The 23,125-nt window shown below is 61.3% G+C and carries 24 protein-coding genes; 17 read left to right on the top strand and 7 right to left on the bottom strand.

What is annotated here, in order from left to right:
- On the bottom strand, positions 1–957 hold the full coding sequence (locus EV130_RS07960) for a homocysteine S-methyltransferase family protein (protein ID WP_074060577.1): 957 nt from the start codon (positions 955–957) through the stop codon (positions 1–3).
- A 207-nt stretch (positions 958–1,164) separates the two neighbouring features.
- Here EV130_RS07960 and EV130_RS07955 point away from each other — a divergent pair, with 207 nt between their 5' ends.
- Entirely contained in the window at positions 1,165–1,794 is a 630-nt protein-coding gene (locus EV130_RS07955) for a TetR/AcrR family transcriptional regulator (RefSeq protein ID WP_132552798.1), read from the top strand.
- A 223-nt stretch (positions 1,795–2,017) separates the two neighbouring features.
- Here EV130_RS07955 and EV130_RS07950 read toward each other — a convergent pair whose 3' ends face one another.
- Positions 2,018–2,542, bottom strand: coding sequence for a DUF1697 domain-containing protein (locus EV130_RS07950; RefSeq protein WP_132659927.1), 525 nt, complete (start codon positions 2,540–2,542; stop codon positions 2,018–2,020).
- Positions 2,543–2,743: 201 nt separating this feature from the next.
- The gene (locus EV130_RS07945) at positions 2,744–4,852 is read right to left on the bottom strand and encodes a S9 family peptidase (protein ID WP_132659925.1); all 2,109 of its coding nucleotides are present in this window, start codon (positions 4,850–4,852) and stop codon (positions 2,744–2,746) included.
- Positions 4,853–5,097: 245 nt separating this feature from the next.
- On the opposite strand from EV130_RS07945, the gene EV130_RS07940 reads away from it, so the two are divergent.
- A complete protein-coding gene (locus tag EV130_RS07940; protein WP_132659923.1) occupies positions 5,098–5,487 on the top strand; it encodes a DUF930 domain-containing protein in 390 nt (129 codons plus the stop codon).
- Between the two features lie 321 nt (positions 5,488–5,808).
- On the opposite strand, the gene EV130_RS07935 is transcribed toward EV130_RS07940, so the two are convergent.
- Positions 5,809–6,975, bottom strand: coding sequence for an AI-2E family transporter (locus EV130_RS07935; RefSeq protein ID WP_132659921.1), 1,167 nt, complete (start codon positions 6,973–6,975; stop codon positions 5,809–5,811).
- A gap of 174 nt (positions 6,976–7,149) precedes the next feature.
- Between EV130_RS07935 and EV130_RS07930 the strand changes: the two genes are divergently transcribed.
- Positions 7,150–8,211 carry a class I SAM-dependent methyltransferase gene (locus EV130_RS07930; protein WP_132659919.1) on the top strand — a complete coding sequence of 354 codons (1,062 nt, stop codon included), beginning with the start codon at positions 7,150–7,152 and terminating at the stop codon, positions 8,209–8,211.
- A gap of 24 nt (positions 8,212–8,235) precedes the next feature.
- On the opposite strand, the gene EV130_RS07925 is transcribed toward EV130_RS07930, so the two are convergent.
- Positions 8,236–9,096 carry a VOC family protein gene (locus EV130_RS07925; RefSeq protein ID WP_074060584.1) on the bottom strand — a complete coding sequence of 287 codons (861 nt, stop codon included), beginning with the start codon at positions 9,094–9,096 and terminating at the stop codon, positions 8,236–8,238.
- Between the two features lie 274 nt (positions 9,097–9,370).
- Here EV130_RS07925 and EV130_RS07920 point away from each other — a divergent pair, with 274 nt between their 5' ends.
- From EV130_RS07920 to EV130_RS07910, 3 genes are all read left to right on the top strand, one after another.
- The gene (locus EV130_RS07920; RefSeq protein ID WP_074060585.1) at positions 9,371–9,781 is read left to right on the top strand and encodes a universal stress protein; all 411 of its coding nucleotides are present in this window, start codon (positions 9,371–9,373) and stop codon (positions 9,779–9,781) included.
- A 105-nt stretch (positions 9,782–9,886) separates the two neighbouring features.
- Entirely contained in the window at positions 9,887–10,555 is a 669-nt protein-coding gene (gene trhA / locus EV130_RS07915; RefSeq protein ID WP_074060586.1) for a PAQR family membrane homeostasis protein TrhA, read from the top strand.
- An 86-nt stretch (positions 10,556–10,641) separates the two neighbouring features.
- Positions 10,642–11,148: a GNAT family N-acetyltransferase gene (locus tag EV130_RS07910; protein WP_132552741.1), complete on the top strand. Its 507-nt coding sequence runs from the start codon at positions 10,642–10,644 to the stop codon at positions 11,146–11,148.
- Between the two features lie 142 nt (positions 11,149–11,290).
- Here the strand turns inward: EV130_RS07910 and msrB are convergent, their stop codons facing one another.
- Positions 11,291–11,701, bottom strand: coding sequence for a peptide-methionine (R)-S-oxide reductase MsrB (gene msrB / locus EV130_RS07905; RefSeq protein WP_074060588.1), 411 nt, complete (start codon positions 11,699–11,701; stop codon positions 11,291–11,293).
- Between the two features lie 355 nt (positions 11,702–12,056).
- Here msrB and EV130_RS07900 point away from each other — a divergent pair, with 355 nt between their 5' ends.
- The 10 genes from EV130_RS07900 to EV130_RS07855 all read left to right on the top strand — a co-directional run bounded on the left by EV130_RS07900 (position 12,057) and on the right by EV130_RS07855 (position 21,134).
- On the top strand, positions 12,057–12,260 hold the full coding sequence (locus EV130_RS07900) for a hypothetical protein (protein WP_425375532.1): 204 nt from the start codon (positions 12,057–12,059) through the stop codon (positions 12,258–12,260).
- A 111-nt stretch (positions 12,261–12,371) separates the two neighbouring features.
- Positions 12,372–14,738 (top strand): putative monovalent cation/H+ antiporter subunit A, encoded by a 2,367-nt coding sequence (locus tag EV130_RS07895; RefSeq protein WP_132552739.1) that lies wholly within the window; start codon positions 12,372–12,374, stop codon positions 14,736–14,738.
- Positions 14,739–15,189: 451 nt separating this feature from the next.
- A complete protein-coding gene (locus EV130_RS07890) occupies positions 15,190–15,609 on the top strand; it encodes a Na+/H+ antiporter subunit B (protein WP_074060591.1) in 420 nt (139 codons plus the stop codon).
- Positions 15,609–15,986, top strand: a complete 378-nt coding sequence (locus tag EV130_RS07885; protein ID WP_074060592.1) for a Na+/H+ antiporter subunit C — start codon at positions 15,609–15,611, stop codon at positions 15,984–15,986. The genes EV130_RS07890 and EV130_RS07885 overlap by 1 nt, the downstream gene beginning before the upstream one ends.
- 268 nt (positions 15,987–16,254) lie before the next feature.
- Complete coding sequence (locus EV130_RS07880; RefSeq protein ID WP_132659917.1) at positions 16,255–17,805, top strand: Na+/H+ antiporter subunit D; 1,551 nt, start codon at positions 16,255–16,257, stop codon at positions 17,803–17,805.
- Positions 17,802–18,275 carry a Na+/H+ antiporter subunit E gene (locus EV130_RS07875; protein ID WP_132659915.1) on the top strand — a complete coding sequence of 158 codons (474 nt, stop codon included), beginning with the start codon at positions 17,802–17,804 and terminating at the stop codon, positions 18,273–18,275. The genes EV130_RS07880 and EV130_RS07875 overlap by 4 nt, the downstream gene beginning before the upstream one ends.
- Entirely contained in the window at positions 18,272–18,631 is a 360-nt protein-coding gene (locus EV130_RS07870; protein ID WP_132659913.1) for a cation:proton antiporter, read from the top strand. Before EV130_RS07875 ends, EV130_RS07870 begins: the two co-directional genes overlap by 4 nt.
- On the top strand, positions 18,628–18,960 hold the full coding sequence (gene mnhG, locus EV130_RS07865; protein WP_074060597.1) for a monovalent cation/H(+) antiporter subunit G: 333 nt from the start codon (positions 18,628–18,630) through the stop codon (positions 18,958–18,960). Before EV130_RS07870 ends, mnhG begins: the two co-directional genes overlap by 4 nt.
- A 431-nt stretch (positions 18,961–19,391) precedes the next feature.
- Positions 19,392–19,823, top strand: coding sequence for a Ros/MucR family transcriptional regulator (locus EV130_RS07860; RefSeq protein WP_022714520.1), 432 nt, complete (start codon positions 19,392–19,394; stop codon positions 19,821–19,823).
- Positions 19,824–20,195: 372 nt separating this feature from the next.
- On the top strand, positions 20,196–21,134 hold the full coding sequence (locus EV130_RS07855) for an ornithine cyclodeaminase family protein (protein ID WP_132659911.1): 939 nt from the start codon (positions 20,196–20,198) through the stop codon (positions 21,132–21,134).
- Between the two features lie 317 nt (positions 21,135–21,451).
- Here the strand turns inward: EV130_RS07855 and EV130_RS07850 are convergent, their stop codons facing one another.
- Complete coding sequence (locus EV130_RS07850) at positions 21,452–22,345, bottom strand: NAD(P)/FAD-dependent oxidoreductase (RefSeq protein ID WP_074060599.1); 894 nt, start codon at positions 22,343–22,345, stop codon at positions 21,452–21,454.
- Between the two features lie 175 nt (positions 22,346–22,520).
- On the opposite strand from EV130_RS07850, the gene EV130_RS07845 reads away from it, so the two are divergent.
- Complete coding sequence (locus EV130_RS07845; RefSeq protein WP_074063091.1) at positions 22,521–22,979, top strand: Rrf2 family transcriptional regulator; 459 nt, start codon at positions 22,521–22,523, stop codon at positions 22,977–22,979.
- Positions 22,980–23,125 lie beyond the last annotated feature (146 nt).

Raw genomic sequence — 23,125 nt, 5'->3', positions numbered from 1 at the left:
TCATGCGCTCACTGCTTGCGGCGGTAGGCAGGCTTCGCAGATTGCCGTAACATGCCGGTGATCGGTGCCGCAGCAGCCGCCCAGCACGCGCAGATGCGGCATGCGCGACAATAGCCTCCGGTAGCGGTTGCCGAGATCGATCGGGTCGCCCGCGTCCAGCATCTCGCTGTCGTCGAGCTCGGTATGGCTCATCATCGAGGCATTGGCGCGGATGCCGTAGATGCGCTTCACCCAGCCGCTGTCATGATCAAGTGCGGCCTCGAAATGCGTCGGATGCGCACAGTTGATCATATAATAGACTGGGGCGCCGCCGGTCGCCCAATCCGTCGTTTCGATCGCATCCTGGATGCTGCGCCCGGTCACGAGCCTACCATCCGTTTCCACGGTAAAGGAGATCGCCGACGGCATGCCATGGGCCTTGGCGGCGCGGGCAACGCCGATCGCCTCGTCGATATTGGTGAGCGTGAAGGCCGTTACCATGTCCGCCTCCGTCCCGGCGAAAGCCGCGATCTGGGCGCCGTGATAGTCTTCGGCTTCTGAAGCGTTCATCGCGCCTGCTTTGTAGCCGTCGCCGCGCGGGCCGATCGCGCCGCTGAGGACGATTGGCATTTGCGGCCGCTCGTATTCGCCTCTAAGTCCGGCGAGCAATTCGACGGCGTCCTCGTTTGCAGCCTTCAGCGCTTGCGGTGAATAGCCGAGCCTGTTGCCCCAGTCGGCGTTGGCGCGCCAGGTCGCCGTGTCGAGCACGAAGCCGATGCCGTGCTGCCGTGCGATATCGAGATAGCGCCCGTAGTATTCCTTCAGCTTCCTTCGTCCTTCCGGCGAGGCGAGAAGGACAAAGGAAGCGAAATGCGGAAGCTCCATGCCCTCGTGGAAGATCAGCGTGGTTTCCATGCCGCCGTCGGTGATGAACGTGCCACCGTTTAACTGCGGCAGTCGGTCTCTGTATTTGCTCATCGGTGGGTCCGCCCTCGTTTGACCGGTCAGCGCGATCGATCAGGTGCGATTTCTCCTCTTTTAGAGCCTGCTAAACTAGCCGGCTTGCGGTATACTGGTTGCGATTTCCCGAGTTGACGTTTGAAACCAATCGGTTGGGAAGATGAGGCGGCATGGGTGATGCGTTGAGCCGCGATGAAAACTGTACCGGCGGTACAGGAGGGGCTGATGCGCAAGGGCGAGGAAACGAGAACCCGCATTCTCGATGTGGCGGAGGCAGCCGTACTCCTGAAGGGCTTCGGCGGCACCTCCATCGAGGAGCTGATTGCCGAGACCGGCATTACCAAGAGCGGATTTTTCTATCATTTCAAGGATAAGAACGAGCTGGCGAAAGCACTGCTCAAACGCTACATCGAAAACGACGAGCGGATCTACGACGAGATCTTCGGCCGCGCCCGCGACTTGATCGACGATCCGCTCCAATCCTTCCTGCTAGGCCTCAAGCTTCTGTCCGAACTGCTCTCAGATCTGCCGAACGGCCATCCCGGCTGCCTCGTCGCCACCGTCTGCTACTACGAACGGCTTTTCGACCGTGAGATACGGGAGACGAACAGGAACGCGGTTCTCGCCTGGCGCCGCCGCTTCCGCGGCATGTTCGAAGAGATCATAGCCGTCTACACGCCGCGCGAGCCGGTGCAAATCGACCAGCTCGCCGACACGGTCTCCTCCGTCCTGGAAGGCGGCATCGTACTGTCGAAGACCCTCAAGGAACCGAACATGCTTGCCGAGCAGATCCTGATGCTCAGGATGTTCGTCAAGCTGCTGTTCCAGCCCGCCGTGGAGGTGTCGAGGGCGTAGGATTAGCGAGAGGCGGCGGATGTGGCCATAGCGTGGGGCTTTGCGGTAGAGAAGCTCTCGGGCCTTCCACATTCTCGCTGATCTCCGGGCTTGTTACGGTGATCCAGCCACGGCGCGTCTTTTCCAGTGACGTCTTGTTTGAAGGTGTCTCTCGCGTATCCAGCGGGAACAATATCACCGAAGCGTGCGCACGGCGCAGCCTCGAGATACATTGCGGAACGTCTCACCCACGATCTTCCATCGCCGCCGCCATCTCGGCCAGCTTGCGCACGGTGTTGAGGTTCCGCGACGTTCCCGCGTTCAGCGCTTTAAGCTTGAGCTTCGATTTTCCGGAGCCGATCGGATAGTGCACGTAGATCTCGCGCCCGGCGACCTTCGCCTCCTCGCCGTCCGGCGCCGCCATATTGTCAAGGGCATTCTTGGGGGCAGCCTCGGGCAGGAAGGTCACCAGCAGGAAATTCGGCTTGGCATGGGGAAAGGGCGCCTCCTCGACGATCTTCTGCAGTTCCTTTCGGCTGCGGATCATCACGCCTGGCTTCTTGCCGAATTTCTTCGCCAAGGCCTCGTCCAGCCGCCTTTCGACCGTCGCCTCGGTCTCGGCCGAGCTGAAAACCACATTGCCGCTCTGGATATAGGTCTCGACGTTGGAAAAGTTCAGCCCCTCGCAGATCGCCTTGAGCTCCGCCATCGGCAGACGGCCCGTGGCGCCGACGTTCACGGCGCAAAGCAGCGCTACATAGACCGGCATGGGACTGCTCCCTTTCATGATTCGGTATCGGGACAGGCGCCCGCCCGGCGCCCCTCATATCCGTGCTCGTCAGAGGCGCCAGCGCGCCCAGGTTCCTGAGGCGCAGGACGAGGGCCATTCACTGCACCGGCGCGCCGTGGCCAGGTTGCCGTCAAATGGAGAGGAATGAAGGAAGGCAACGTGCGTGCCGTCTTCCGCCGCCTACACCTTCCCCGCTACCTTGAGTGCAAACGCATACTCAAAGGCGATCTCCTCCAGCCGCTGGAAGCGGCCGGCGGCGCCGCCGTGGCCGGCATCCATGTTGGTCTTGAGCAGGACCGGCGCTGCGCTTGTAGACTTGTCGCGGAGCTTGGCGACCCACTTTGCCGGCTCCCAATAGGTGACGCGGGGGTCGGTCAGGCCACCGAGTGCGAGGATTGGCGGATAGGCCCTCTCGCTGATGTTGTCGTAGGGCGAATAGGACGCGATCTGCTCGTAATCCTCGCGCCTTTCGATCGGGTTGCCCCATTCCGGCCATTCGGGCGGCGTCAGCGGCAGGCTGTCGTCCAGCATGGTGTTCAGCACATCGACGAAAGGAACGGCGGCGATAATGCCTGCGAACTTTTCCGGCGCCATGTTGGCAATGGCGCCCATCAGCATGCCGCCTGCCGATCCGCCCTCGGCGACGATCTTCGCGTAGGACGTGAACTTCTGTTGATTCAGATAGTCAGCGGCGGCGATGAAGTCCTTGAACGTATTGGTCTTGAAGGCCATCTTGCCGTTCTCGTACCAGGCAAAGCCCTTGTCCTTGCCGCCGCGGATATGGGCAATGGCATAGACGAAGCCGCGGTCGGCGAGCGACAGGCAGTTGGTGTTGAAACCGGCCGGAATGCTGATGCCGTAGGCGCCGTAGCCATAGAGCAGGCAGGGCGCCGAGCCGTCGAGCGGCGTATCCTTGCGGTAAAGGAGAGTGACCGGCACCTGCTCGCCGTCCCATGCCGGCGCAAAGACGCGCCGCGTGACGTAGTCGTCCGGATTGTGGCCCGAAGGCACCTCCTGTGTCTTCAACAGCGTCCGCTCGCGCGTCATCATGTTGTAGTCGTAGAGCTGCGAGGGCGTCGTCATCGACGAATAGGAGAAGCGGATGACGTCGGTGTCGTATTCGGCAGCGCCCTGCAGCCCGAGCGAATAGGCTTCCTCGGCAAAGGCGATCGCGTGTTCCTCGCCGGTCTTGCGATCGCGGATGATGATTTGCGGCAGGCCGTCCTTGCGCTCCAGCCATAGCAGGTGGCGGGCATAGGCCATGTGGTTGATGATCAGCGTTCCCGGCTTGTGCGGTACGACCTCGCGCCAGTTCTCCTTGCCGGGATTGTCGACCGGCGCCTCCATGATCTTGAAATCCTTGGCGCCGCCGTCATTGGTGAGGATGTAGAAGACATCGCCGCCTTCCGTCAGCGTATATTCGATGCCTTCCTGGCGCCTGGCGACAAGCTTCGGCTCGGCCGCCAGATCCTTGGTCGAGAGCAGCCGGTATTCGCTGGTTTCGTGGTCGTGAATGTCGATGAAAATGAAATCGTCAAGCAGCGAGCCGCCGACGCTCATGAAGAAGCCGGCATCCTTTTCCTCGTAGACGAGCCGGTCCTGGCTCTGCGGCGTGCCGATGATGTGGTGAAACACCTTGGAGGGGCGGTGGTTCTCGTCGAGCGCAGAGTAGAAGAAGCTCCTGCCGTCCGGCGCCCAGACTCCGCCGCCGCCGGTGTTCTCGATCACGTCGGGCATGTCTGCCCCGGTTGCAAGGTCGCGCACCTTAAGGGTGAAGAATTCCGATCCCTTGTCGTCATAGCCCCAGATGGCGCGGCTGTGATCAGTCGAGTGATCGAGGCCGGCGAGCCGGAAGTAGGATTTGCCGACCGCCTCCTTGTCGCCATTGAGCAAAACGGTGCGGATCGTCTCGTCCTTGAAGTCGCCATCGCGCGGGATCCGGAAGTAGCGCGGCTGTTCGCCGCCGGTAACGAAGAATGTGCCGTAGGCGTGAGCGCCGTCCTTCATGGGCACTGAGCTGTCGTCCTCCTTGATGCGGCCGCGCATCTCGGCAAAAAGCGTCTTCTGCAGTGGCTTTGTATCTTCCATCGCCGCGTTCATATAGGCGTTTTCCGCCTCCAGGTGCCTGCGGATCTCGGGGTCGAGGAGTGAGGGGTCCTTGAACATCGCCTGCCAGTTATCGGCGCGCAGCCAGGCATAATCGTCCGATCGGGTGATGCCGTGGCGGGTATCGGAAACGGGCTTCTTGGTGGCTGAGGGCGGGGTCGGCAGGTTCTTGAAAACAGGCAAGGAAAGGCTCCGGATCGGAATTGCGGGGTGGAGAAGAGATAGAGTTGGAGGCGGGCTGGATCAAGCGTCAAGGATCGCCGATGACCCCTGCGGCAAATCGGAGCCTTCCTCACGTTGCCTTGATGTCACCACATTGTTTAACAAAGTCCGCTACCGTCGCGCGGAATTTCCGCCTCGTTTCGGCTTGGGCTGAGGGCCACGACCGGGCGGATTCTGCCATGAGCACAAAGAGGAATTTGCCCGTAATGCCGAAATGTCTGGTCCTGTCAGTGTCCCTCGTCAGCTTTGCCTCTTGCGCCTTCGCCGTCGATCTCGCCATCAAGAAGCAGCTGGAAAAACTCGATCCCGCCACCCGCCTCGAACAGAGCTGCGATACCGAAGCAATGAGCCGCATCAACAAGGACAAGACCGGCTTCAGACCGGACAAGGTGATCGCCTACACCTTCAAGGACCCGATTCCCAGTGACGACAAGCTCGAAGCCCCCGGCGCCGTCTTCCGCAGCCAGGGAGACTGGTATCACCTCTCCTACACCTGCATCACAGGCCCCCAGCACATCAACGTGCGCGAACTGCAATACGAAATCGGCGAGAAAGTGCCGCGGGAAAAGTGGAGCACGTATTACTTGTATGATTGAGCGGCTGCCGTGTTGGCCCCTTGCTGCCGATATCGAAAGGATATTGGCAGGACGGGCACTAGGTGGCGGTTCTTCCGAAAAAGCTCGATGACGGCAGCAACTGGAGCCGTCTTTTGATTTTCGTTTTCGCTTGGATTTGATCCTCACGGCGACTGAATCGGGCTCATAGGTTGGAACGACGGTCTCAAGCCCGGTCCCGGTAAGAAGTATGCCGCCACGCTTCCACGAGCGCGCTCATCTCGCAAGCAAATCCGCTGCTCCGCCAAAACGATAGAGGGGGGGGGTAGGGTAATGGGCATAAACTGCCATCGCCCCACCCCGTCACTTCGGCAATTGCGGCAGCACTTTCTCCTCGATGAACAGTTCATCGACGATGGTCATGACAATCAGCGAAAGCGGCAGGGCGAGCATGGCGCCGACGGCACCCCACATCCATGTCCAGAAGATGATGGCGACGAAGACGATGAAGGGATTGATTTCCAGCCGACGGCCCATGACGGCGGGAAATACCAGATTCTCCATGACGAGGTGCACGATGAAGAAGGCGGCCGCCGGTATGAGGCCGATGATGATGCCGTCATGGGTGAGGATGCCCGCGACCGCGATGGAAAACGTCATCATGGTGATGCCGAGATAGGGAATGAAGCTCGATAGGAAGGCGAAGAAGCCCCAGAGTGCCGGCGCCGAGAGCCCGCCTGCCCAGGCAATCATCGCCATGATTACGCCGAGCGCCGCATAGATGACCGAGGCGGTTGCAAAATAAAAGCCCAGCACCTGCTCGACGGAGCCGATGACGCGGATGGCCGTGAGCCGCTGCTGGCGGGTGCGGAAGGTGAGGATGATCGCCTTGCGCAGGCTGACGCGCCCGGAGAGGAAAAGCAGCAGGGCCGCAAAGAAAATCAGCGCCTGCACGAGCGCCGGCGTGAGGTTCGTCGTCACCACATGCAGTACGTTGCCGGTGTTTTCAAGCAGCGCATTGATCGAGACCGGCCCACTTTGGAAGCTTGACGGGGTAATGCGCAGCCAGCGTATCTGCTCCAGATAGGGCATGATCCGATTGATCGTTTTCTCGATGAACGCAGGAGCTTCGTTGGTCAGCGTCGTCAAGGGTCCCGAAAGCGAGCTGATGACGAAGAAGATGACCAGTGCCACGGCGCTTGAAAGGATGATGGCAACGGTGACGCGCGGCACGCCGAGCTTGCTCAAATTTTCCGCCGCCATGCCGAGGATCATGCCCACCACTACGGCGAGCGTGATAGGGATCAGGATCAGCGACATCTGGTAAAGGACGGCAAGGCCAAGGATCGCGAAAATCCCGATGATCGCCCAGGCCATGCTGACATCGAGCGCATCCTTCTGGACGCGGTGCGCCGGCGCCTGCGGCATCTCTTCCGTCGCGGTGGTGAGGGTGTCTTCCAGTGCGCTCGTCCGCCGCTCGCCCATTGCGATCTTCTTTGCTTGTTTGCGGATGCCGTTGGCAAAGCCCATTTATGGAATGTCCCCGAAAGCCTCATTGGCCCGGACCGGAAACGCACGGAATGCGTGGAGGTTCCCGCCAGGGCCCGGGCGTGTCGGATACCCAGTTTGGGCAAATTGACAATCGCGCCGCCTACTCGGAATAGTTTGCCAGGCTGGTCTTTCCTTGGTGGATTGGAGGGTGCCATGCGCAAAGCCGATATGCAGAAACTTGATGGACTCGTCGAACGGCTGGTCGGTGATGTCGGAGCCGCCGTCTCCGGCGCGCTCGTCGTCCTTGGCGATGATCTCGGTCTGTTCAAGGCCATGGCGGACGGCGAGCCCCGCGATGTGGCGCGCCTGGCGAAGGAGACCGGGCTCAAGGAGCGCTATCTCCGCGAATGGCTTTCTGCTATGGCCGCGGCCGACTACATCACCTATGACGACGGGACCGAGCGTTTTTATCTCACGCCCGAGCAGGCGATGGTGTTTGCGCAAGAAGACAGCCCCGCCTTTTTCGCCGGCGCATTCCAGGTGACGCAGTCCATGTGGATGGACGAGCCGAAGATCGCCGAAGCTTTCCGCAGCGGACAGGGCCTCGGCTGGCATGAACATAGTGTCTGCCTCTTTCGCGGCACCGAACGCTTCTTCCGGCCCGGCTACAACACGCACCTGATTTCAAGCTGGATACCGGCCCTGAACGGCGTCGAGGCGAAGCTCAAGGCTGGCGCCAAGGTCGCCGATGTCGGCTGTGGCCATGGTGCGTCGACGATCCTGATGGCGCAGGCCTATCCCTCCTCGCGTTTCTTTGGTTTCGATTACCATGCTCCCTCGATCGAGAAAGCCAGAGCCGCGGCCGAGGCGGCAGGCGTCGGTGACCGCGTCACCTTCCAGCAGAGCACCGCGGCCGAATTCGGCGCGCACGGATATGAGATGGTCGCAATGTTCGATTGCCTGCACGACATGGGTGACCCGGTCGGTGCCGGCCGTCATGTCAAGGAAACGCTGGCGCCCGACGGCACCTGGTTGATCGTCGAGCCATTTGCCCACGACAATCTGAAGGACAATCTCAATCCGGTTGGACGCGTCTATTACGGCGCTTCGACGATGATCTGCACGCCGGCATCGCTCTCGCAGGAGGTCGGCCTCGGCCTTGGCGCCCAGGCGGGCGAGATGAGGCTCAGGAAAGTAGCGCTCGACGCCGGCTTCTCGCATTTCCGCCGGGCGACGGAAACGCCGTTCAACATGGTCTTCGAGGCGCGGGCTTAGCGCCTCGAGGAAAGGAGGACCGCTTCAGGCCGAAAGCGTCAGCCCGATGCCCCACGGATCCTTGAGGAACACGCCGCCGTCGCGCTTTGCGCTTTCGATTTCCAGCCGGTCGAGTGCCGCCACCGCATTGTCGAGCGCCACCTTATCGTTGAAGCGCAGGGTGTATTCGGAAAGGCCGGTCATGCCATCGGCGCGGGTTCCGGCGCCGCGGCTGTTCCAGATGTTGGCGGCGATGTGATGGTGGTAGCCGCCGGTCGCAAAGAAGCTCGCGCCGGGATAGCGCGCCATCAGCTTCAGGCCGAGGACGTCGCGATAGAAGGCATCGGCCAAAGGAATATCGCCAACCTGCAGATGGATATGCCCGATCGCGGTGCCGTCGGCCATGCCACCCCAGGCATCGTCCGGCGCACTGTCGTAAAGCGCCTGCAGATCGAGGCGGATCGTTGCCATCTCGACCTGGCCGTCCTGGTGGAATTTCCAGACCTCGTGCGGCCGGTCGGCGTAAATCTCGATGCCATTGCCTTCGGGATCGGAGAGATAGATGGCTTCGCTGACGAGATGATCGGAAGCGCCGTCGAGAACGACGTCCATATGCGCCGCATGGCGCAGCCAGCGGGCAAGTTCCGTGCGGTTCGGCATCAGGAAGGCGGTGTGGAAGAGGCCGGCCGCATTGCGCGGAGCGACCTTCGCCTTGCCGTCCGTCGCCAGCGTCAGGAGCGGCAGACCGTTGACGCCCAGCACCTCGCCGCTTGGCGCCTTTTCGATCACCTTGAGGCCGAGCATCGACTGATAAAAGCTCGAGACCAGCGCCAGGTCGGTCACGACCAGATGCGCCTGGCCGACATAGGCAGGGCGGCTCAGCGCATAAGAGGTTTCGGTCGTCATAGATCTATCTCCTGCCATGGTAGAAAAAGGCGCACCGGCGGCGGCAGCGAGAGCGCTGCCCGTGGCAAGCTCGAGAAATGTTCGCCGGTCCATTTCGCCTCTAAGTCCCTCGAGCCACCGTACTTGTCCTTTATATGGCGGATTCCGATTGTTCACAGAAGATCTGTTTTTGAGGATAAAGCGTTGAACCCTTGTTGACGATCGCTTGTGCCCACTTGAACCTGGTTATCGCGCGTTATCTTCCTTTGTAGGCAAGCCCGCTGTGGAGGAAATCATGTACAAGAAGATCATCGTCCCTATCGAAATGGGCACGATCGAGAGGGGGGAAAGGGCATTCCGCAAAGCCGCGACGCTGCTCGATGCCGGCGGCCAGATCATCCTGCTCAATGTCGTGCAGGACGTGCCGACCTATATTGCCGTCGACCTCCCCCCTGAACTGATCGACAATGCGATCGATGATGGACGTGCGCAGCTTGAGCAGCTGCGGCTGAAGACCGCCATCCCGGCGAAGGTGGAAATTGGCCGCGGCCCGCCGGCACACGGCATCCTCGCCGCCGCCGAGGCGCATCAGGCCGACCTCATCATCATCGCCTCGCATGTTCCGGATTTCTCGAACTATTTCATCGGTGCGACAGCCGACCGGGTGGTACGACACGCCAAGTGCTCGGTGCTGGTGGATCGGTAAGGATTAAAGCGTTTCATGAAGTTTTACCGCGCACGGTGCTGCCGCCTGTTGCGCCACCGGCCGTTCAGTGAGAGCATCGGCAGGTCGAGGAATGGGTGTGCATGAATGGGCGAGTTCAACGGCATTCGCTGGGCTTACGACAGGTATGAGCTGATCGCCGATGGCATCGTGCACGGCGTCGGCCTGGCTCTCGCGCTCGTCGGTGCAACCGTGCTGATCTTCTATGCGACGGTCTGGAGCTCCTACGGCGAGATCGCGGCCGCCTGGATTTACGGCGTCGGCCTCGTGCTGACACTCGGCATTTCCTTTTCCTACAATGCCTGGCCAGTCTCTCCCACCAAATGGTACCTGCGCAGGCTCGATCATTCGGCGATCTTCATCCTGATCGCCGCGACCTATACGCCGTTCCTTGAACGTGGTGCCGACGACCCGCTGCTGTTTGCCATGCTGATTGGCATCTGGGCGATGGCGGCGGCCGGCATCTTCCTGAAATGCGCCTTTCCGGGCCGCTACGACAAACTTACGATCCTGCTCTATCTCGCGATGGGCTGGAGCGGCATTCTGGTTGCCGGGCCGGTCGCCTCGCGCATACCCTTTGCTTCGATGCTTTTGATCGTCATCGGCGGCATCATCTATTCGGCCGGCGTAATTTTTCACGTCTGGGAAAAGCTGCGCTTCCAGAACGCCATCTGGCACGGCTTCGTGGTTGCCGCCGCAGCGGTACATTATTCGGCCGTACTCACCTGCTTCAGCATGGGCGCGGCCAGGCTCTGATCGTTCTTTCTTCGCGCCAATTCGCCGTTTACATCGCCGAAGGGCGGGCGTATGCGCTTTTGCCGAACGAACGGAATGGACATGACATGACCGACGCAGTCCTCGTGCGCGACGCCACCGAAGCCGATCTTGCGGCGATCCTCGACATCTACAACCACGCTGTCCAACATACGACGGCGATCTGGAACGAAACCCTCGTTGATCTCGAAAACCGGGCTGAATGGTTCCGGGCGCGCAAGGCGAGGGGCTTTCCGGTTCTGGTCGCGGACAAGGCCGGGCAGGTGGCAGGCTATGCCACCTACGGCGACTGGCGGGCCTTCGAAGGCTATCGCCATACGGTCGAGCACTCCGTCTATGTCGACAAGGACTGCCGCGGCAGGGGCATTGGAAAGCTTTTAATGCAGGCGCTTGTCGAGAAGGCCAAAGAGGACGGCGTCCACGTCATGATCGCCGGTATCGAGTCGGAAAACGTCGCTTCGATCCGCCTGCACGAGAAGCTCGGCTTCCGCGTCGCCGGCACCTTCTCCGAAGTCGGCACCAAGTTCGGCCGCTGGCTCGATCTCACCTGCATGGAACTCAGGGTTTCGAAGTGAGCCTCGTCACGGCGCCTAACTTGCGGCAATGCCCGATGTTGGATGCGGGCGAGACAATGAAACCAGGTGGTCCGATCGTCTCGGCCGGGCGGTCGATCGCATCGCGAATTGCCGGCCGTGGTGATGAGGCGCCGTGCAGGACCTATTTCACCGGCTCGAACACCATGGAATGTCCGTTGATGCAGTAGCGCAGGCCCGTCGGTGGCGGGCCGTCGGGGAAGACGTGGCCGAGATGTGCATCGCACCTGCTGCAGCGAATTTCCGTACGGACCATGCCGTAGGAGCTGTCGCGATGCTCCGTCACGGCATCCGGCGAGACCGGTTCGAAATAGCTCGGCCAGCCGCAACCGGCATCGAATTTGGTATCGGAGCGGAAGAGCGGCGCGTTACAGCCGACGCAGCGATAGAGGCCGGTCTCGAAGCTGTCCCAGTAGGGGCCGGTAAAGGCGCGTTCCGTGCCGTGCTGTCGCGTGATGCGGTATTGCTCCGGCGTCAGGTGCTCTTTCCATTCTGCATCGGTCTTGCGGACCTTGGCGGTCGTGGTGTCGGACATCAGGCATGCTCCTTTCGCGCCGGAGGGGCGATTCCGTCTTGGCCAGAATGTGGGGCGCAAGACAGGCGGGATCAAGGCAAGCGGAATCAAGACAGGGCGGATTGGCCCGGCGCTCATCTTCTAATGCGGCCCCTGAAATTTCTCCAAAGGCCTATCCAGTGTGCAATCGCGATTTCGCGCAAAGGCTGCTTCGTTGCAGACGGTCCCTCGTTCCTCGCGGAGCGGGGGAATGCCTGGGCTGGGGGCTAATCCGCGGGATTAGGAATTCCGCTAATCCGAATTGATGGTTTGATCCAGACGGCGCCGTTAACGTACTCTCAACGACGGCGACTGATGCCAGGCGGGGGATATGGACGTGTTCATCGTTGTTCTGCCATGGGCCTATTTGCTTGTGGCTGTGATTTTTCTGACGATGACTTTGCTGGAAGGCTGGGCCAATCACGACGGTTGGACGTTGGCCCGCCTTTCAGGCGCCGTGGCATGCATTTTCTGGCCGCTGACGGCGGTTGTCCTGCTGGTTCACATACTTGCTTCTGCCGCAGCGCTCCGCCAGGCCTGATCGGTCCGCCTCCGATCATTCATCAAAACCTCCTGCGAAATTGCTTGAGGGCGCTTGCCGATTACCCTAAGTTCGCGCCAACGCATCACTTTCTGGCAATGAGGAGGGGACATGGCCGGTGTCACTGGTCTGACATTTTTGGCCTTGTGCCTGCCGCTTCTCGGCGCCTTGCTTTCCCCTTTCGTCATCCGCCGCCTCGGCGCAAACGGCGCCTGGCTGCTGGCGGCCGTGCCGTTCCTGTCGTTCCTGCACTTGCTCCGCTTCATACCTGGCGTGGCCCGCGGCGAGGTGGTGACCGGCGGATATTCCTGGGTTCCGAGCTACAATGTGAACTTCTCCTGGCTTCTGGACGGCCTCTCGCTTACATTTGCGCTGTTGATTACCGGCATCGGCACGTTGATCGTCCTTTATGCCGGCGGTTACCTGAAGGGACATCCGCAGCAGGGGCGCTTCTTCTCCTTCATCTTTCTGTTCATGAGTGCGATGCTCGGCGTCGTCGTCTCGGACAGTTTCCTGATGTTCTTCGTCTTCTGGGAGCTTACCTCGATCACCTCCTTCCTGCTGATCGGCTTCGACCATGAGCGGGAGGCGGCACGGCGGGCGGCACTTCAAGCGCTGGTGGTGACCGGTGGTGGCGGGCTTTGCCTGCTGGCCGGCCTCATCTTCTTGTGGAACATCACCGGCGTCGCACAGATGTCGCTGCTTTTTCCGTTCGCCGATGTGGTGCGCGGCAGTCCATATTATCTGGCAGCGCTCGGTCTCGTGCTGTGCGGCGCCTTTACCAAATCCGCGCAGTTTCCATTTCACTTCTGGCTGCCGAACGCCATGGAAGCGCCGACGCCGGTATCGGCCTACCTGCATTCCGCAACCATGGTGAAGGCTGGCGTCTACCTCCTGATGCGGCTTAACCCGGTGATGGGCGACACCCCGGCCTGGGAATTCCTGCTGCCGTTATTCGGCGGCATGACCCTGGTTGCCGGTTCGGCACTCGCCATTGCACATGCCGACCTGAAGCTGAAGCTCGCCTATACGACGGTTTCTTCGCTCGGCCTTCTCGTCCTGCTTACCGGTTTCGGTTCGCAATACGCCATAAAGGCCGCGGTGCTTTACCTGGTGGCGCACTCGCTCTTTAAGGGCGCACTTTTCATGATCGCAGGCGTCCTCGACCATGAGACAGGCACCCGCGACATCACGAAGCTTGGTGGTTTGCTGAGCGCCATGCCGCTGACCTTCGCGATCGCCATACTCGCCGCGATCTCGATGGGCGGCCTTCCGCCCTTCTTCGGCTTCCTTGCCAAGGAGGAGATCTACGCAGCGCTCGCAGGTGGCAACCTGCGCTCGCTGGTGTTTACCGCAGTCGCCATCTTCGGCAATGGGCTGATGTTTGCAATTGCCTTTTCGGTCGGCCTGAAGCCCTTTGTCGGTCAGGCGGCCGAAACGCCGAAACACCCGCACGAGGCACCTGTCCTGCTGTGGCTCGGGCCTGGAATTCTTGCGGTGCTTGGGCTTGCTGGCGCGATCTTTTCCGGTGTCACGCATCACTACGTCTCGTCGCCCATGGCTTCGGCCGTTCAGGGCGGTGCAATCGACGTTGCGATCTCACCGATGCCGCATCTCGGCCTCCCGCTTGCGCTTTCTGCATTGACCGTGATCCTCGGCGTTGGGGTCTACTGGAAGATGGGGCAGGCCCGGGCGCTGATGGTGTCTTTCCTGCAGGCGGCAGGGCCGGGGCCGGACCGAGGCTTCGACAGCTTCATTGCCGGGCTCGTCCGCCTTGCCTGGCGCCTCACCCGCATCGTCCAGCCGGGGCGGCTGGAAATCTACGTAACCTGCACCCTTGTCTGCCTCGCCCTTGTTCTCCTCGTGCCGCCGCTGATTTACGGCGAACTGCCGTCGGTTTTCGTCTGGCCGCGCGACGTCCAGCTCCACGAATGGGCGGTCTTCCTGCTCGCCGTGATCGGCCTTGCGGCAGTGCTTTCGGCCCGCGACCGGCTGACGGCAATCATCTCGCTTGGCATCCAGGGTTTTTCCGTGGCGTTGATCTTTCTGCTCTTCGGAGCGCCGGACCTTTCCTTCACCCAGTTCATGGTCGAGACGCTGTCCGTCGTCATCCTGGCGCTCGTCATGACGAGGCTCCGCCTCTCGCCGACCGACCCGCGTCCGCTGCTCCAGCGGCTTGGCGACGGCTCGATCGCGCTTGCCTGCGGCCTCGGCTTTTCGCTGCTCCTGATGCGAGCGACGGAGGGGCCGTTCAATGCGGCGCTGACGGATTTCTTCAACACCTATTCGAAGACTATCGCCCACGGCGCCAATGTCGTGAACGTCATCATCGTCGATTTCCGCGGAACCGACACCCTCGGCGAGATCGCAGTCGTCGCCATCACCGGCCTCGCCATCATTGCACTGATCCGCATGCGGGCGGGGGGAGAGCGCAAGCTGGTCGCGCATGATCCTGACCGAGTGGAGGTGGCGGAGTGAAAGGCGTTTGTTTCCACCTCCTGGGTTTCCATTCCGGCAGGCTTGAAATGCCAGCTGCCGCGGTCTGGATACGGCATTTTCTCAACCGCCCCCGTTCCCGTGCCTGTCGATGGAATCCAGCGCGCCCAAGGACTTGGGCGCGGGTTGCTCATTCAAAAGGCGGTCCATTCACGGCGCTCACGCGCCGTAGCCACATTCCTGCGGCGAGCACAGGGATGCGGGGAGCATGGCATGAGCGCTGGTGGCAAAGGCGGCGCCTCGAGCGGGGTTCAGATCGCCGAGGCGGCGCACGCGGGGGTCATCCTTTCGGACCCTGCGGCTTCGCCTTCCGGCACTTTAGGATGAGGGACGGTGAGGAGGTGCGGTTTGCCTTGCGCGTCGCATCGTCCGGCTTGATGAGCGATGCAGTTAACCTCTCCCGCCGGTCGCCGCCAAGGGGAGCACCCACCCGATGAACACCCTCATCTTCCGCACCATCGCCCCCTTCCTCGTCGCGCTCATGCTGCTCTTTTCGGTCTTCATCCTGCTGCGCGGCCACAACGAGCCGGGCGGCGGCTTCATCGGCGGGCTTATCGCCGCTTCGGCACTGGCGATCTACGGCATCGCGGGCGGCGTGCCGGCTGTGCGCCGGGCGATCCTCTTTCATCCGCTGTCGATTGCCGGCGCCGGGCTGATGATGTCGGCGGTCGCCGGCCTGATCTCGATCGTCGCTGCCGTGCCCTTCATGACCGGTCTTTGGGTTTATCCCTCGATCTTCGGCGTCGAGGTGCCGCTGTCGACGGTCATGCTCTTCGATATCGGCGTCTATTTCGTCGTCGTCGGGGCGATCACCGCCATTGCGCTGGCCCTTGAGGAAAGGGAGGCAAAGTGATGGAGCCGCTTTTTGCGATCCTTGTCGGCCTGTTCTTTTTCGCCGCAGTGTACCTGCTGCTGTCGAAATTCTCGATCCGCATCATGCTCGGTATCGCGATCCTCGGAAATGCCGTGAACCTGCTGCTTTTTACCGCCGGCCGCCTGACGCGCGAGGTACCGCCGATCATTCCGGCGGACCTCGACGCGCTGCCCGCCGGTGCCGCCAATCCACTTCCGCAGGCCCTCATCCTGACGGCGATCGTGATTTCCTTCTCGTTCCTCGCCTTCCTGCTGGTGCTGACCTACCGCGCCTATCAGGACATCGGCACGGACAATACCGACGAGATGCGCGTCGCCGAGCCCGACGATCCGCCGCTTCCGCCAGTGGGGTATTGAGATGAGGATGGTGCAAATGATAACCCCCCTCCGTTCTGCCGGACAGCTCCCCCACAGCGGGACGGATCGACTGATGGCGCTGGCTTCTTCCAGTAGCTTGCTGCCGGCAGCGAGAAGGTGGCCGCAAGGGTTGGACAAGGGGCGAGGTTCGGCATTTGGTGTGCGTGGCTTGCGCGCCGGATGGTTGCGGCCTGCGCCGCTCGCCCCCCTCATCGCCTTCATCCGCGCAGCTGGTCTGCCCGCTTGGAAGAAGAGGAGGAGGCATTAAATGGCCGCGCCCATCGGCACGGATCTTTCCGCTGCGCTCCTCACCGCACCCGTCCCGGCCAGCGATTGGCTGGTAATCCTGCCGGTTGTGCATTGCATCATGCTCGGCGCGCTCATGCTGATGCTGCGCGCCCATGTCCGCCTACACGCCGTGACCGCGGTTCTCGGCCTTGCGGCCTTGGTAGTGATCGACGCGGTGCTGTTGAAACGGGTGATGGACGACGGCCCGGTCACGATGGTGATGGGGCGCTGGCTGCCGCCTTTCGGCATTGCCTTCACCGTCGACCTTTTCGGGGCGCTGATGGCGCTTGCGGCCGCGATCGCGGCGCTCGCGGGCAGCCTCTATGCGCTTACCGACATCGATGCGGGCGGGCGGCGCTTTGGTTTCTTTCCTTTCCTGATGCTCCTGATGGCAGGCGTGTCGGGAGCGTTTCTCACCGGCGACATTTTTAATCTCTATGTCTGGTTCGAGGTGCTGCTGATCTCGTCCTTCGGCCTGCTGATCCTCGGATCCGAGCGCGAGCAGATCGACGGTGCGATGAAATATGCGGTGCTGAACCTGATCGGCACGACGCTCTTTTTGATCGCCGTCGGCTACCTCTATGCGATCTTCGGCACGCTCAATATGGCTGATATCGCCCTCAAGGCCGCCGGCCTGCGCGATACCGCGCCGCTCGTGACGCTGGCGGCCCTCTTCCTGCTTGCCTTCGCCATGAAGGCCGCGGTTTTCCCGGTAAACTTCTGGCTGCCGGCCTCCTATCATACGCCGCGCATCGTCGTCTCGGCGCTCTTTGCCGGTCTGCTCACCAAGGTCGGAATCTACGCGCTGATCCGGGTGATGGTGATGCTGCTGCCGGTGGAGCGCGAGGCGCTGAGCCTGATGATCGCGCTCGTGGGTGCGGCAACCGTCATCATAGGCGCACTCGGCGCGCTGGCGCAGACCGATATCCGCCGCATGCTCGGCTATGTGATCATCTCGGGCATCGGCAACATGCTTGCCGGTATTGCGGTCGGCACGCCCGATGGCGTCAGCGGCTCGGTTTTCTACGCGCTGCATTCCGTCGTGCTGATGATGGCGCTCTATCTCCTGGCGGGGCAGGCGGCCTGCCTCGGCGGCAGCTTCCAGATCGGCGCGCTCGGCGGGCTCTATCGCGAGCGTGGCTGGTTTGCCGCCGTGTCGCTCATTCTCTTCCTTGCCGCCTGCGGCCTGCCGCCGTTTTCCGGCTTCTGGCCGAAGGTCATCCTCGTCAAGGCCTCGCTCGATATCGGCGCATGGTGGCTTGCCGCCGCCCTTTTGACCGGCGGGTTCCTGACGACCATCTGTTTCGGCCGTGTCTTCCTGCTTGCCTACTGGCGCCCGGCGCAGGCGCCTGTCAAGGCGGTTGCGATCGGCTGGCAATCGGCGCTGCCGCTTCTGGCGCTGACCGGGCTCGTTACCGGTTTCGGCATCTTGCCGGAGCCGTTGCTGTCGCTGGCGCAGGCAGCCGCCGGAAGCCTCGCCGATCCGGCAGCCTATATCCATTCTGTTTTCCCGGAAGGAGCGCCGAATTGATCGCATTCCTCTTCAATCTGCTGCTCGCCATTGCCTGGGTCGCCGTTTCAGGCAGCGCCTCGCTGCACAATCTCGTCTTAGGCTTCGTTCTCGGCACCATCGCTTTGGCGATCGTGCGCGAGCCTCTGGGCAGCAAGGGCTATCTTCGCCGCACGCGCCTCGTCCTGTCACTGACGCTGCTTTTCCTGAAGGAACTGGCGCTTTCGGCTTGGACCGTCGCACGCACGGTGCTGCGGCCGCGCATGGATATCCGGCCCGGAATCTTTGCCTTTCCGCTGACCGTCGATCGCGATCTCGAGATAACGCTGCTTGCCAATCTCATCACGCTGACGCCCGGCACGCTGTCTGTCGATGTTTCGCAAGACCACAGGACGCTTTATGTCCACGCCCTCGACTGCTCCGACCCGGAGGCGACGAAGCGCGCCATTGCGAGCGGCTTCGAACGCAAGATCATGGAGGCTTTCCGATGATTGCGCCGTTTGTGCTTGTTTCGGCCGCCGCCGCGGTCACGCTTGCGATCCTCGGGATCGCTTTTGTGCTCACCGCCTATCGGGTGATCACCGGACCGACGCTGCCGGACCGCATCCTCGCCCTCGATACGCTGACCGGCATTGCCATAGGCTTCATCGCAGTAATCGCCGTCAAGACGCGCTTTACGCTTTACATCGACATTGCGATCGCACTCGGCCTGGTCGGCTTTCTCGCAACGGTTGCCTTCGCCCGCTTCGTTCTGTCGCGGGGCAGGCCAGAAACCAGGCCGTTGCCGGCCGGGGATCAACAGGCAGTGACGCCGGTGCCGGGCGATACGGCAGGAAAGGCACGATGATGGAATACGTTATCGCCACGGCAACTGCCCTCACGATGCTTGGCGGTGCCTTTTTTGCGCTCTCGGCGGCGATCGGCGTCGTCCGATTGCCGGACGTTTACTCGCGCATGCATGCAGCCTCCAAGGCGGGTTCGGTCGGCTCCGGCCTGCTGCTGCTTGCTGCCGGCCTTTATTCCGGCGAGCTTGCAATTTTTGCGCGCGCTGCTGCCGGCGTCGTCTTTCTGCTGCTGACCGCCCCGGTCGCGGCACACCTCTTGGCCAAGGCGGCGCATGACACGGGGCATAAATTGTGGGAACTCTCGGTCGGCGACGACATGGAAGGCCGATGAGAGTATAACGGTCAGCGATTTAGCTCGTTCTACGCAAGTTATGCACGCGATCGTGAACTAAAGCTGCAGCCTTGCTTGCAAAATCTTAGTGTTTTGAACTTTTTAAGTAGAAAAACCGCAAATAAGAATTGGACTTTCGGTAAAACAGTGATAATTGAAGTGTAAGTAGAGTTCTGATTTCGAATTAGAATCGTTTCGCCTATTCCATCTGTAGCTTTGATTTCGAATGTCTAATGAAGGCTGTGGTCGAAGAGTGCAGCGATTGTGATTCGTATTCGGGCAGTATTAGAGCAGATTTCGGTCTCAAGAATCTAGGGGTGGATTCGCGTTTTAGGACATGATGCCGCTGTCTGGGCCTTTTACTGTTTGCCTCTACGAAGGCGATCCTCCGAAAGAGGGTCATCCACGCATGCGAACAGGAGAAACAGAATATGACGGATACCGCGACCGGCAACGGGCCGGAATTGCTGGTAGAACTGACGGCCGATATCGTAGCGGCTTATGTCAGCAATCATGTGGTCCCGGTCAGTGACCTGGCCAATTTGATTTCCGACGTACATTCCGCACTGAGCAACACGTCTGCACCGCAACCCGCCGCAGCCACCATCGAAAAGCAGAAGCCCGCCGTTTCGGTACGCAAGTCAGTACAGGATGATCAGATCACCTGCCTGGAATGCGGCGGCAACTTCAAATCGCTCAAGCGCCATCTGATGACCCATCACAGTCTCTCGCCGGAAGAGTACCGCGAGAAATGGGATCTTCCCGCCGATTATCCGATGGTCGCTCCCGCCTATGCCGAGGCGCGTTCGCGCCTCGCCAAGGAAATGGGCCTCGGCCAGCGCCGCAAACGCGGCCGCGGCTGAGCCAAGCACGTTCCTAAGCGCAGAAGCCGGGCCTCGAGCCCGGCTTTTTTGTGCCTCCAGCGCGAAAATGGAGGAAAATGATCCGGGCGGCGCCAGTCTTGCTCTTCGGCCAATGCGCCAACCCGTTCACCCATCGCCCTGGAGGTTACCTCGAAAATGCGCTCGGGCCGCGACTGGCGCTGCAGCTCTGCCGGGCATGGTGCTTCGGCGGGTGTGCCCACAGGGCGGGATGAGCGACGACACGAGCAAGTGTGCCTGGGCGAGCGAAGCCCAATTTGACCTGCCTTTTGCCGGAACCGCTGAAAATCCCTGTTGACCTCGATCTAGGTTGAGATGCGAACTTGATGCAGTCCGTCAACCGAGGAGGCGCCGATGGCCATCATTTTAAGCGACAGCGACCTGGACTGCGGCACGACCATGCAGATCGCCATCGAGGCGATCGAGGAAGCAATGGCGGCGCGATCGGCAGGGGCATTGGTTTCGCCGCCCAGGCATAGCGTGTCCTTTGGCTGCAAGGGCGACCTTGTCTTCACCGTCGGCGGCACGATCGGCGAGGATCCGATTGCGGGCTTCAGGGTTTATGGGACATTCAAAGGGCTGCGCCGCGAGCAGATCGTCGCGGTCTGGTCGACTGAAACGGCAGAACTTCAAGGGCTCGTCATCGGCAGCCGGTTGGGAGATATCCGGACCGGCGCGATTGGCGCCATCGCCATCCGTCATATGTCGTCGCCTGACGCCCGCACGGCAGGCGTCATTGGAAGCGGGCAACAGGCGCGAACACAGTTGGAGGCCGCAGCGCTGGTCCGCAGGCTGGATCGTGTGCGCGTCTATAGCCGCCACGAACAGAACCGCCGCACGTTTTCAGCGGAGATGGAGCAGCGCCTAGGTATCCCCGTAGAGCCCGTGGCTTCACCTCGGCGCGCCGTGAGCGAGGCCGATATCGTCATTTGTGCAACGACAAGCCGAACGCCGGTGATGGAGGCAGCCTGGCTGAAGCCCGGAGTTCACATCAACACCGTCGGCCCGAAGACCGTGGATGAACACGAGTTGGGCCTGGATGTCGCCGCCGCCGCTCATCTCATCGCCACCGATTCCCTTGAGCAGACGCAAGCCTATAAGGCTCCATTCTTTCTGAGTGAATCGTCCGATGCCGCCCGTATGGTTGATTTGGCAGCGATCGTCGGCGGCAGGTTGCCTGCTCGCCAAGCGCGCGATCAAACGACGTTGTTCTGCTCGGTGGGCCTTGCAGGTACCGAAGTCCTGGCATCGAAGCTGCTTGCGGCTACCGGCGGTAAGGCTCCTGCGGGCTGAGGCGGGCCGAGAGCTGATTATCACCGGCGACGGTCGCCACCCTGGCAACCTTGGCACTCATGCAGTCAACCGAGACCCTTTTATACCCGGCATCATAGGTAACGATGCATGGCTTCGCCAGGACCATGGGGAAGATCGCCTCGCTGAGGACACAGCCGGCTTGTCGGTTTTGCCGATCAGCCGAATAGCTTGTCTGCGCTCCAGCTCGAAGTCGTCATCGATGCGGTCGATGGACCTCAAAAACGATTGCACTGTTGTGACGCCGGGTAGCATGCCCGTGTGGAACGTTTCTCGTTCTGCCGGGGCATGAGAGGCCGTCAATCAATCCCGAACATCAGCGACCGATGCGCCGCCGTTCCGGCCAGCATCCCGTCACCAACGGCAAGAGCCACGGAACCAGCGGCCCTTGCCACATCGCCGCAGGCGAAGATGCCCTTCGCTGTCGTCTGCTTTACGCCATCCGTCCTGATGAACTGGCCGAGTGGCCCCTCTTCGAGCGCGCAGCCCAGCTGCTCGGCCCAGGGGATTTGCACTGAAGTCTGCGTCATGGCGAACAGGCCGTCCATTGTGACAATCCTGCCGTCTTCCAGACAAACATCCGCACGCTTGCCTGCGATCTCGCGCACTGGTGTCGTCTCGACCTTGACTGCGCGCGCACGCAATTGCGCTGCCTGGTCGGCATTCGGGACGAAAAGGCCGTTGGTAAAAAAAGTCGTTTCGCCCCAGTCAGGAAGCATGAGGGCCTGATGCATGGAATGTTCCCCGGATGCGATGACGCCGATCCGCCCTCGGTTCAGTTCGTATCCGTGGCAATAGGGGCAATGGAAGACAGATTTTCCCCAGCGTTCCTGCAGGCCTGGAATGGCGGGCAGTCGATCGGCAACCCCTGCTGCCAGGATCAGACGCCTGGCTTGCTTCACAGACTTGCCATCGATTTCGATAGCAAATCCATTGCTGGTCCTCTTTGCAGTTTGCGCCTTGGCATTCATCCATTGGACTGTCGGATAGCGTTCGAGCTGTTTGCGGGCCTCGGACACGATCTGGCCGGGTTCACGGCCGTCCTGGCCCAGAAAACCGTGCGAGACAGCGGCAAAGCGATTGCGGCGCTCACCGGCGTCGATCACCAGGATCTCTTGTCTGGCACGGGCGAGCGGCAGGGCTGCTGAAATGCCGGCAAAGCTGCCGCCGATAATGATGACGTCAAAATGCATGAATGATCCTCTCACTTTCGTTCCGTTTCATCGCCCGGCGGGACGGCCGAACGTCAAGTCATGAAACTTTTTAAGTTACGTGAAATCGATCTGTCAATGGATCATGCAACTATTATTGTTGCGTGATCAGGTCTCTCTGCTACATCTGAGATCCGCAAACGAACTCGGCCAGGCCATGAGACACGACACCCGCCTATCCCGCATGCTGCATGTGCTTGTTCACATGGATCGCCACGAAGGCGCCGCAACCTCCGAGACCATTGCCGCGATGCTGGGCACCAATGCCGTTGTCGTGCGCCGAACCATGGCCGGCCTGCGGGATCAGGGATATGTCCGGTCCGAAAAGGGGCACGGCGGCGGCTGGGTCCTGGCCCGCCCCTTGCGGGAGATCACCTTGCTCGACATCCACAATGCATTGGGCGCGCCGCAACTCTTCTCGATCGGACTGGCGGGCGACAATCCGAACTGCGTCATCGAACAGGCCGTCAACGCTTCGCTTGCCGGGGCGATGCATGAGGCGGAGGCGATCTTGCTTTCGAAATTCGCTCAGGTGACATTGGCCGCGCTTGCCGAAGCTTCCTCCAAGCAATGGGCGAAGCCTGCACACTGTGCCTTGGCAATGGAGCATTCATAGACTGCCGCCTTAAGGCGATTGTCTTGACCAAAGGTGCTGCCGCCCGCAAGGGCGCGCTCGAAGGCCGGCAGGACAGCCATGCCGAAGAATGCAGGCAATGAAGAAGGGCTGTGGCGAAACCGCCCCGACCTCCCGGCTCCTTTCAG

Origin of the sequence: Rhizobium azibense, from assembly GCF_004342325.1 — a bacterium.
Lineage (GTDB): Bacteria > Pseudomonadota > Alphaproteobacteria > Rhizobiales > Rhizobiaceae > Rhizobium > Rhizobium etli_B.
Note: the sequence above shows the minus strand (reverse complement) of the source record. Positions and strands in the feature narration are given on the sequence as shown.

Excerpts from the sequence above, each read along its gene's own strand:
- EV130_RS07960 (WP_074060577.1), bottom strand. The coding sequence starts at position 957 with ATGAGCAAATACAGAGACCGACTGCCGCAGTTAAACGGTGGCACGTTC.
- EV130_RS07955 (WP_132552798.1), top strand. The coding sequence starts at position 1,165 with ATGCGCAAGGGCGAGGAAACGAGAACCCGCATTCTCGATGTGGCGGAG.
- EV130_RS07950 (WP_132659927.1), bottom strand. The coding sequence starts at position 2,542 with ATGCCGGTCTATGTAGCGCTGCTTTGCGCCGTGAACGTCGGCGCCACG.
- EV130_RS07940 (WP_132659923.1), top strand. The coding sequence starts at position 5,098 with ATGCCGAAATGTCTGGTCCTGTCAGTGTCCCTCGTCAGCTTTGCCTCT.
- EV130_RS07935 (WP_132659921.1), bottom strand. The coding sequence starts at position 6,975 with ATGGGCTTTGCCAACGGCATCCGCAAACAAGCAAAGAAGATCGCAATG.
- EV130_RS07930 (WP_132659919.1), top strand. The coding sequence starts at position 7,150 with ATGCGCAAAGCCGATATGCAGAAACTTGATGGACTCGTCGAACGGCTG.
- EV130_RS07925 (WP_074060584.1), bottom strand. The coding sequence starts at position 9,096 with ATGACGACCGAAACCTCTTATGCGCTGAGCCGCCCTGCCTATGTCGGC.
- EV130_RS07920 (WP_074060585.1), top strand. The coding sequence starts at position 9,371 with ATGTACAAGAAGATCATCGTCCCTATCGAAATGGGCACGATCGAGAGG.
- trhA (WP_074060586.1), top strand. The coding sequence starts at position 9,887 with ATGGGCGAGTTCAACGGCATTCGCTGGGCTTACGACAGGTATGAGCTG.
- EV130_RS07910 (WP_132552741.1), top strand. The coding sequence starts at position 10,642 with ATGACCGACGCAGTCCTCGTGCGCGACGCCACCGAAGCCGATCTTGCG.
- msrB (WP_074060588.1), bottom strand. The coding sequence starts at position 11,701 with ATGTCCGACACCACGACCGCCAAGGTCCGCAAGACCGATGCAGAATGG.
- EV130_RS07895 (WP_132552739.1), top strand. The coding sequence starts at position 12,372 with ATGGCCGGTGTCACTGGTCTGACATTTTTGGCCTTGTGCCTGCCGCTT.
- EV130_RS07890 (WP_074060591.1), top strand. The coding sequence starts at position 15,190 with ATGAACACCCTCATCTTCCGCACCATCGCCCCCTTCCTCGTCGCGCTC.
- EV130_RS07885 (WP_074060592.1), top strand. The coding sequence starts at position 15,609 with ATGGAGCCGCTTTTTGCGATCCTTGTCGGCCTGTTCTTTTTCGCCGCA.
- EV130_RS07880 (WP_132659917.1), top strand. The coding sequence starts at position 16,255 with ATGGCCGCGCCCATCGGCACGGATCTTTCCGCTGCGCTCCTCACCGCA.
- EV130_RS07870 (WP_132659913.1), top strand. The coding sequence starts at position 18,272 with ATGATTGCGCCGTTTGTGCTTGTTTCGGCCGCCGCCGCGGTCACGCTT.
- mnhG (WP_074060597.1), top strand. The coding sequence starts at position 18,628 with ATGATGGAATACGTTATCGCCACGGCAACTGCCCTCACGATGCTTGGC.
- EV130_RS07860 (WP_022714520.1), top strand. The coding sequence starts at position 19,392 with ATGACGGATACCGCGACCGGCAACGGGCCGGAATTGCTGGTAGAACTG.
- EV130_RS07855 (WP_132659911.1), top strand. The coding sequence starts at position 20,196 with ATGGCCATCATTTTAAGCGACAGCGACCTGGACTGCGGCACGACCATG.
- EV130_RS07850 (WP_074060599.1), bottom strand. The coding sequence starts at position 22,345 with ATGCATTTTGACGTCATCATTATCGGCGGCAGCTTTGCCGGCATTTCA.
- EV130_RS07845 (WP_074063091.1), top strand. The coding sequence starts at position 22,521 with ATGAGACACGACACCCGCCTATCCCGCATGCTGCATGTGCTTGTTCAC.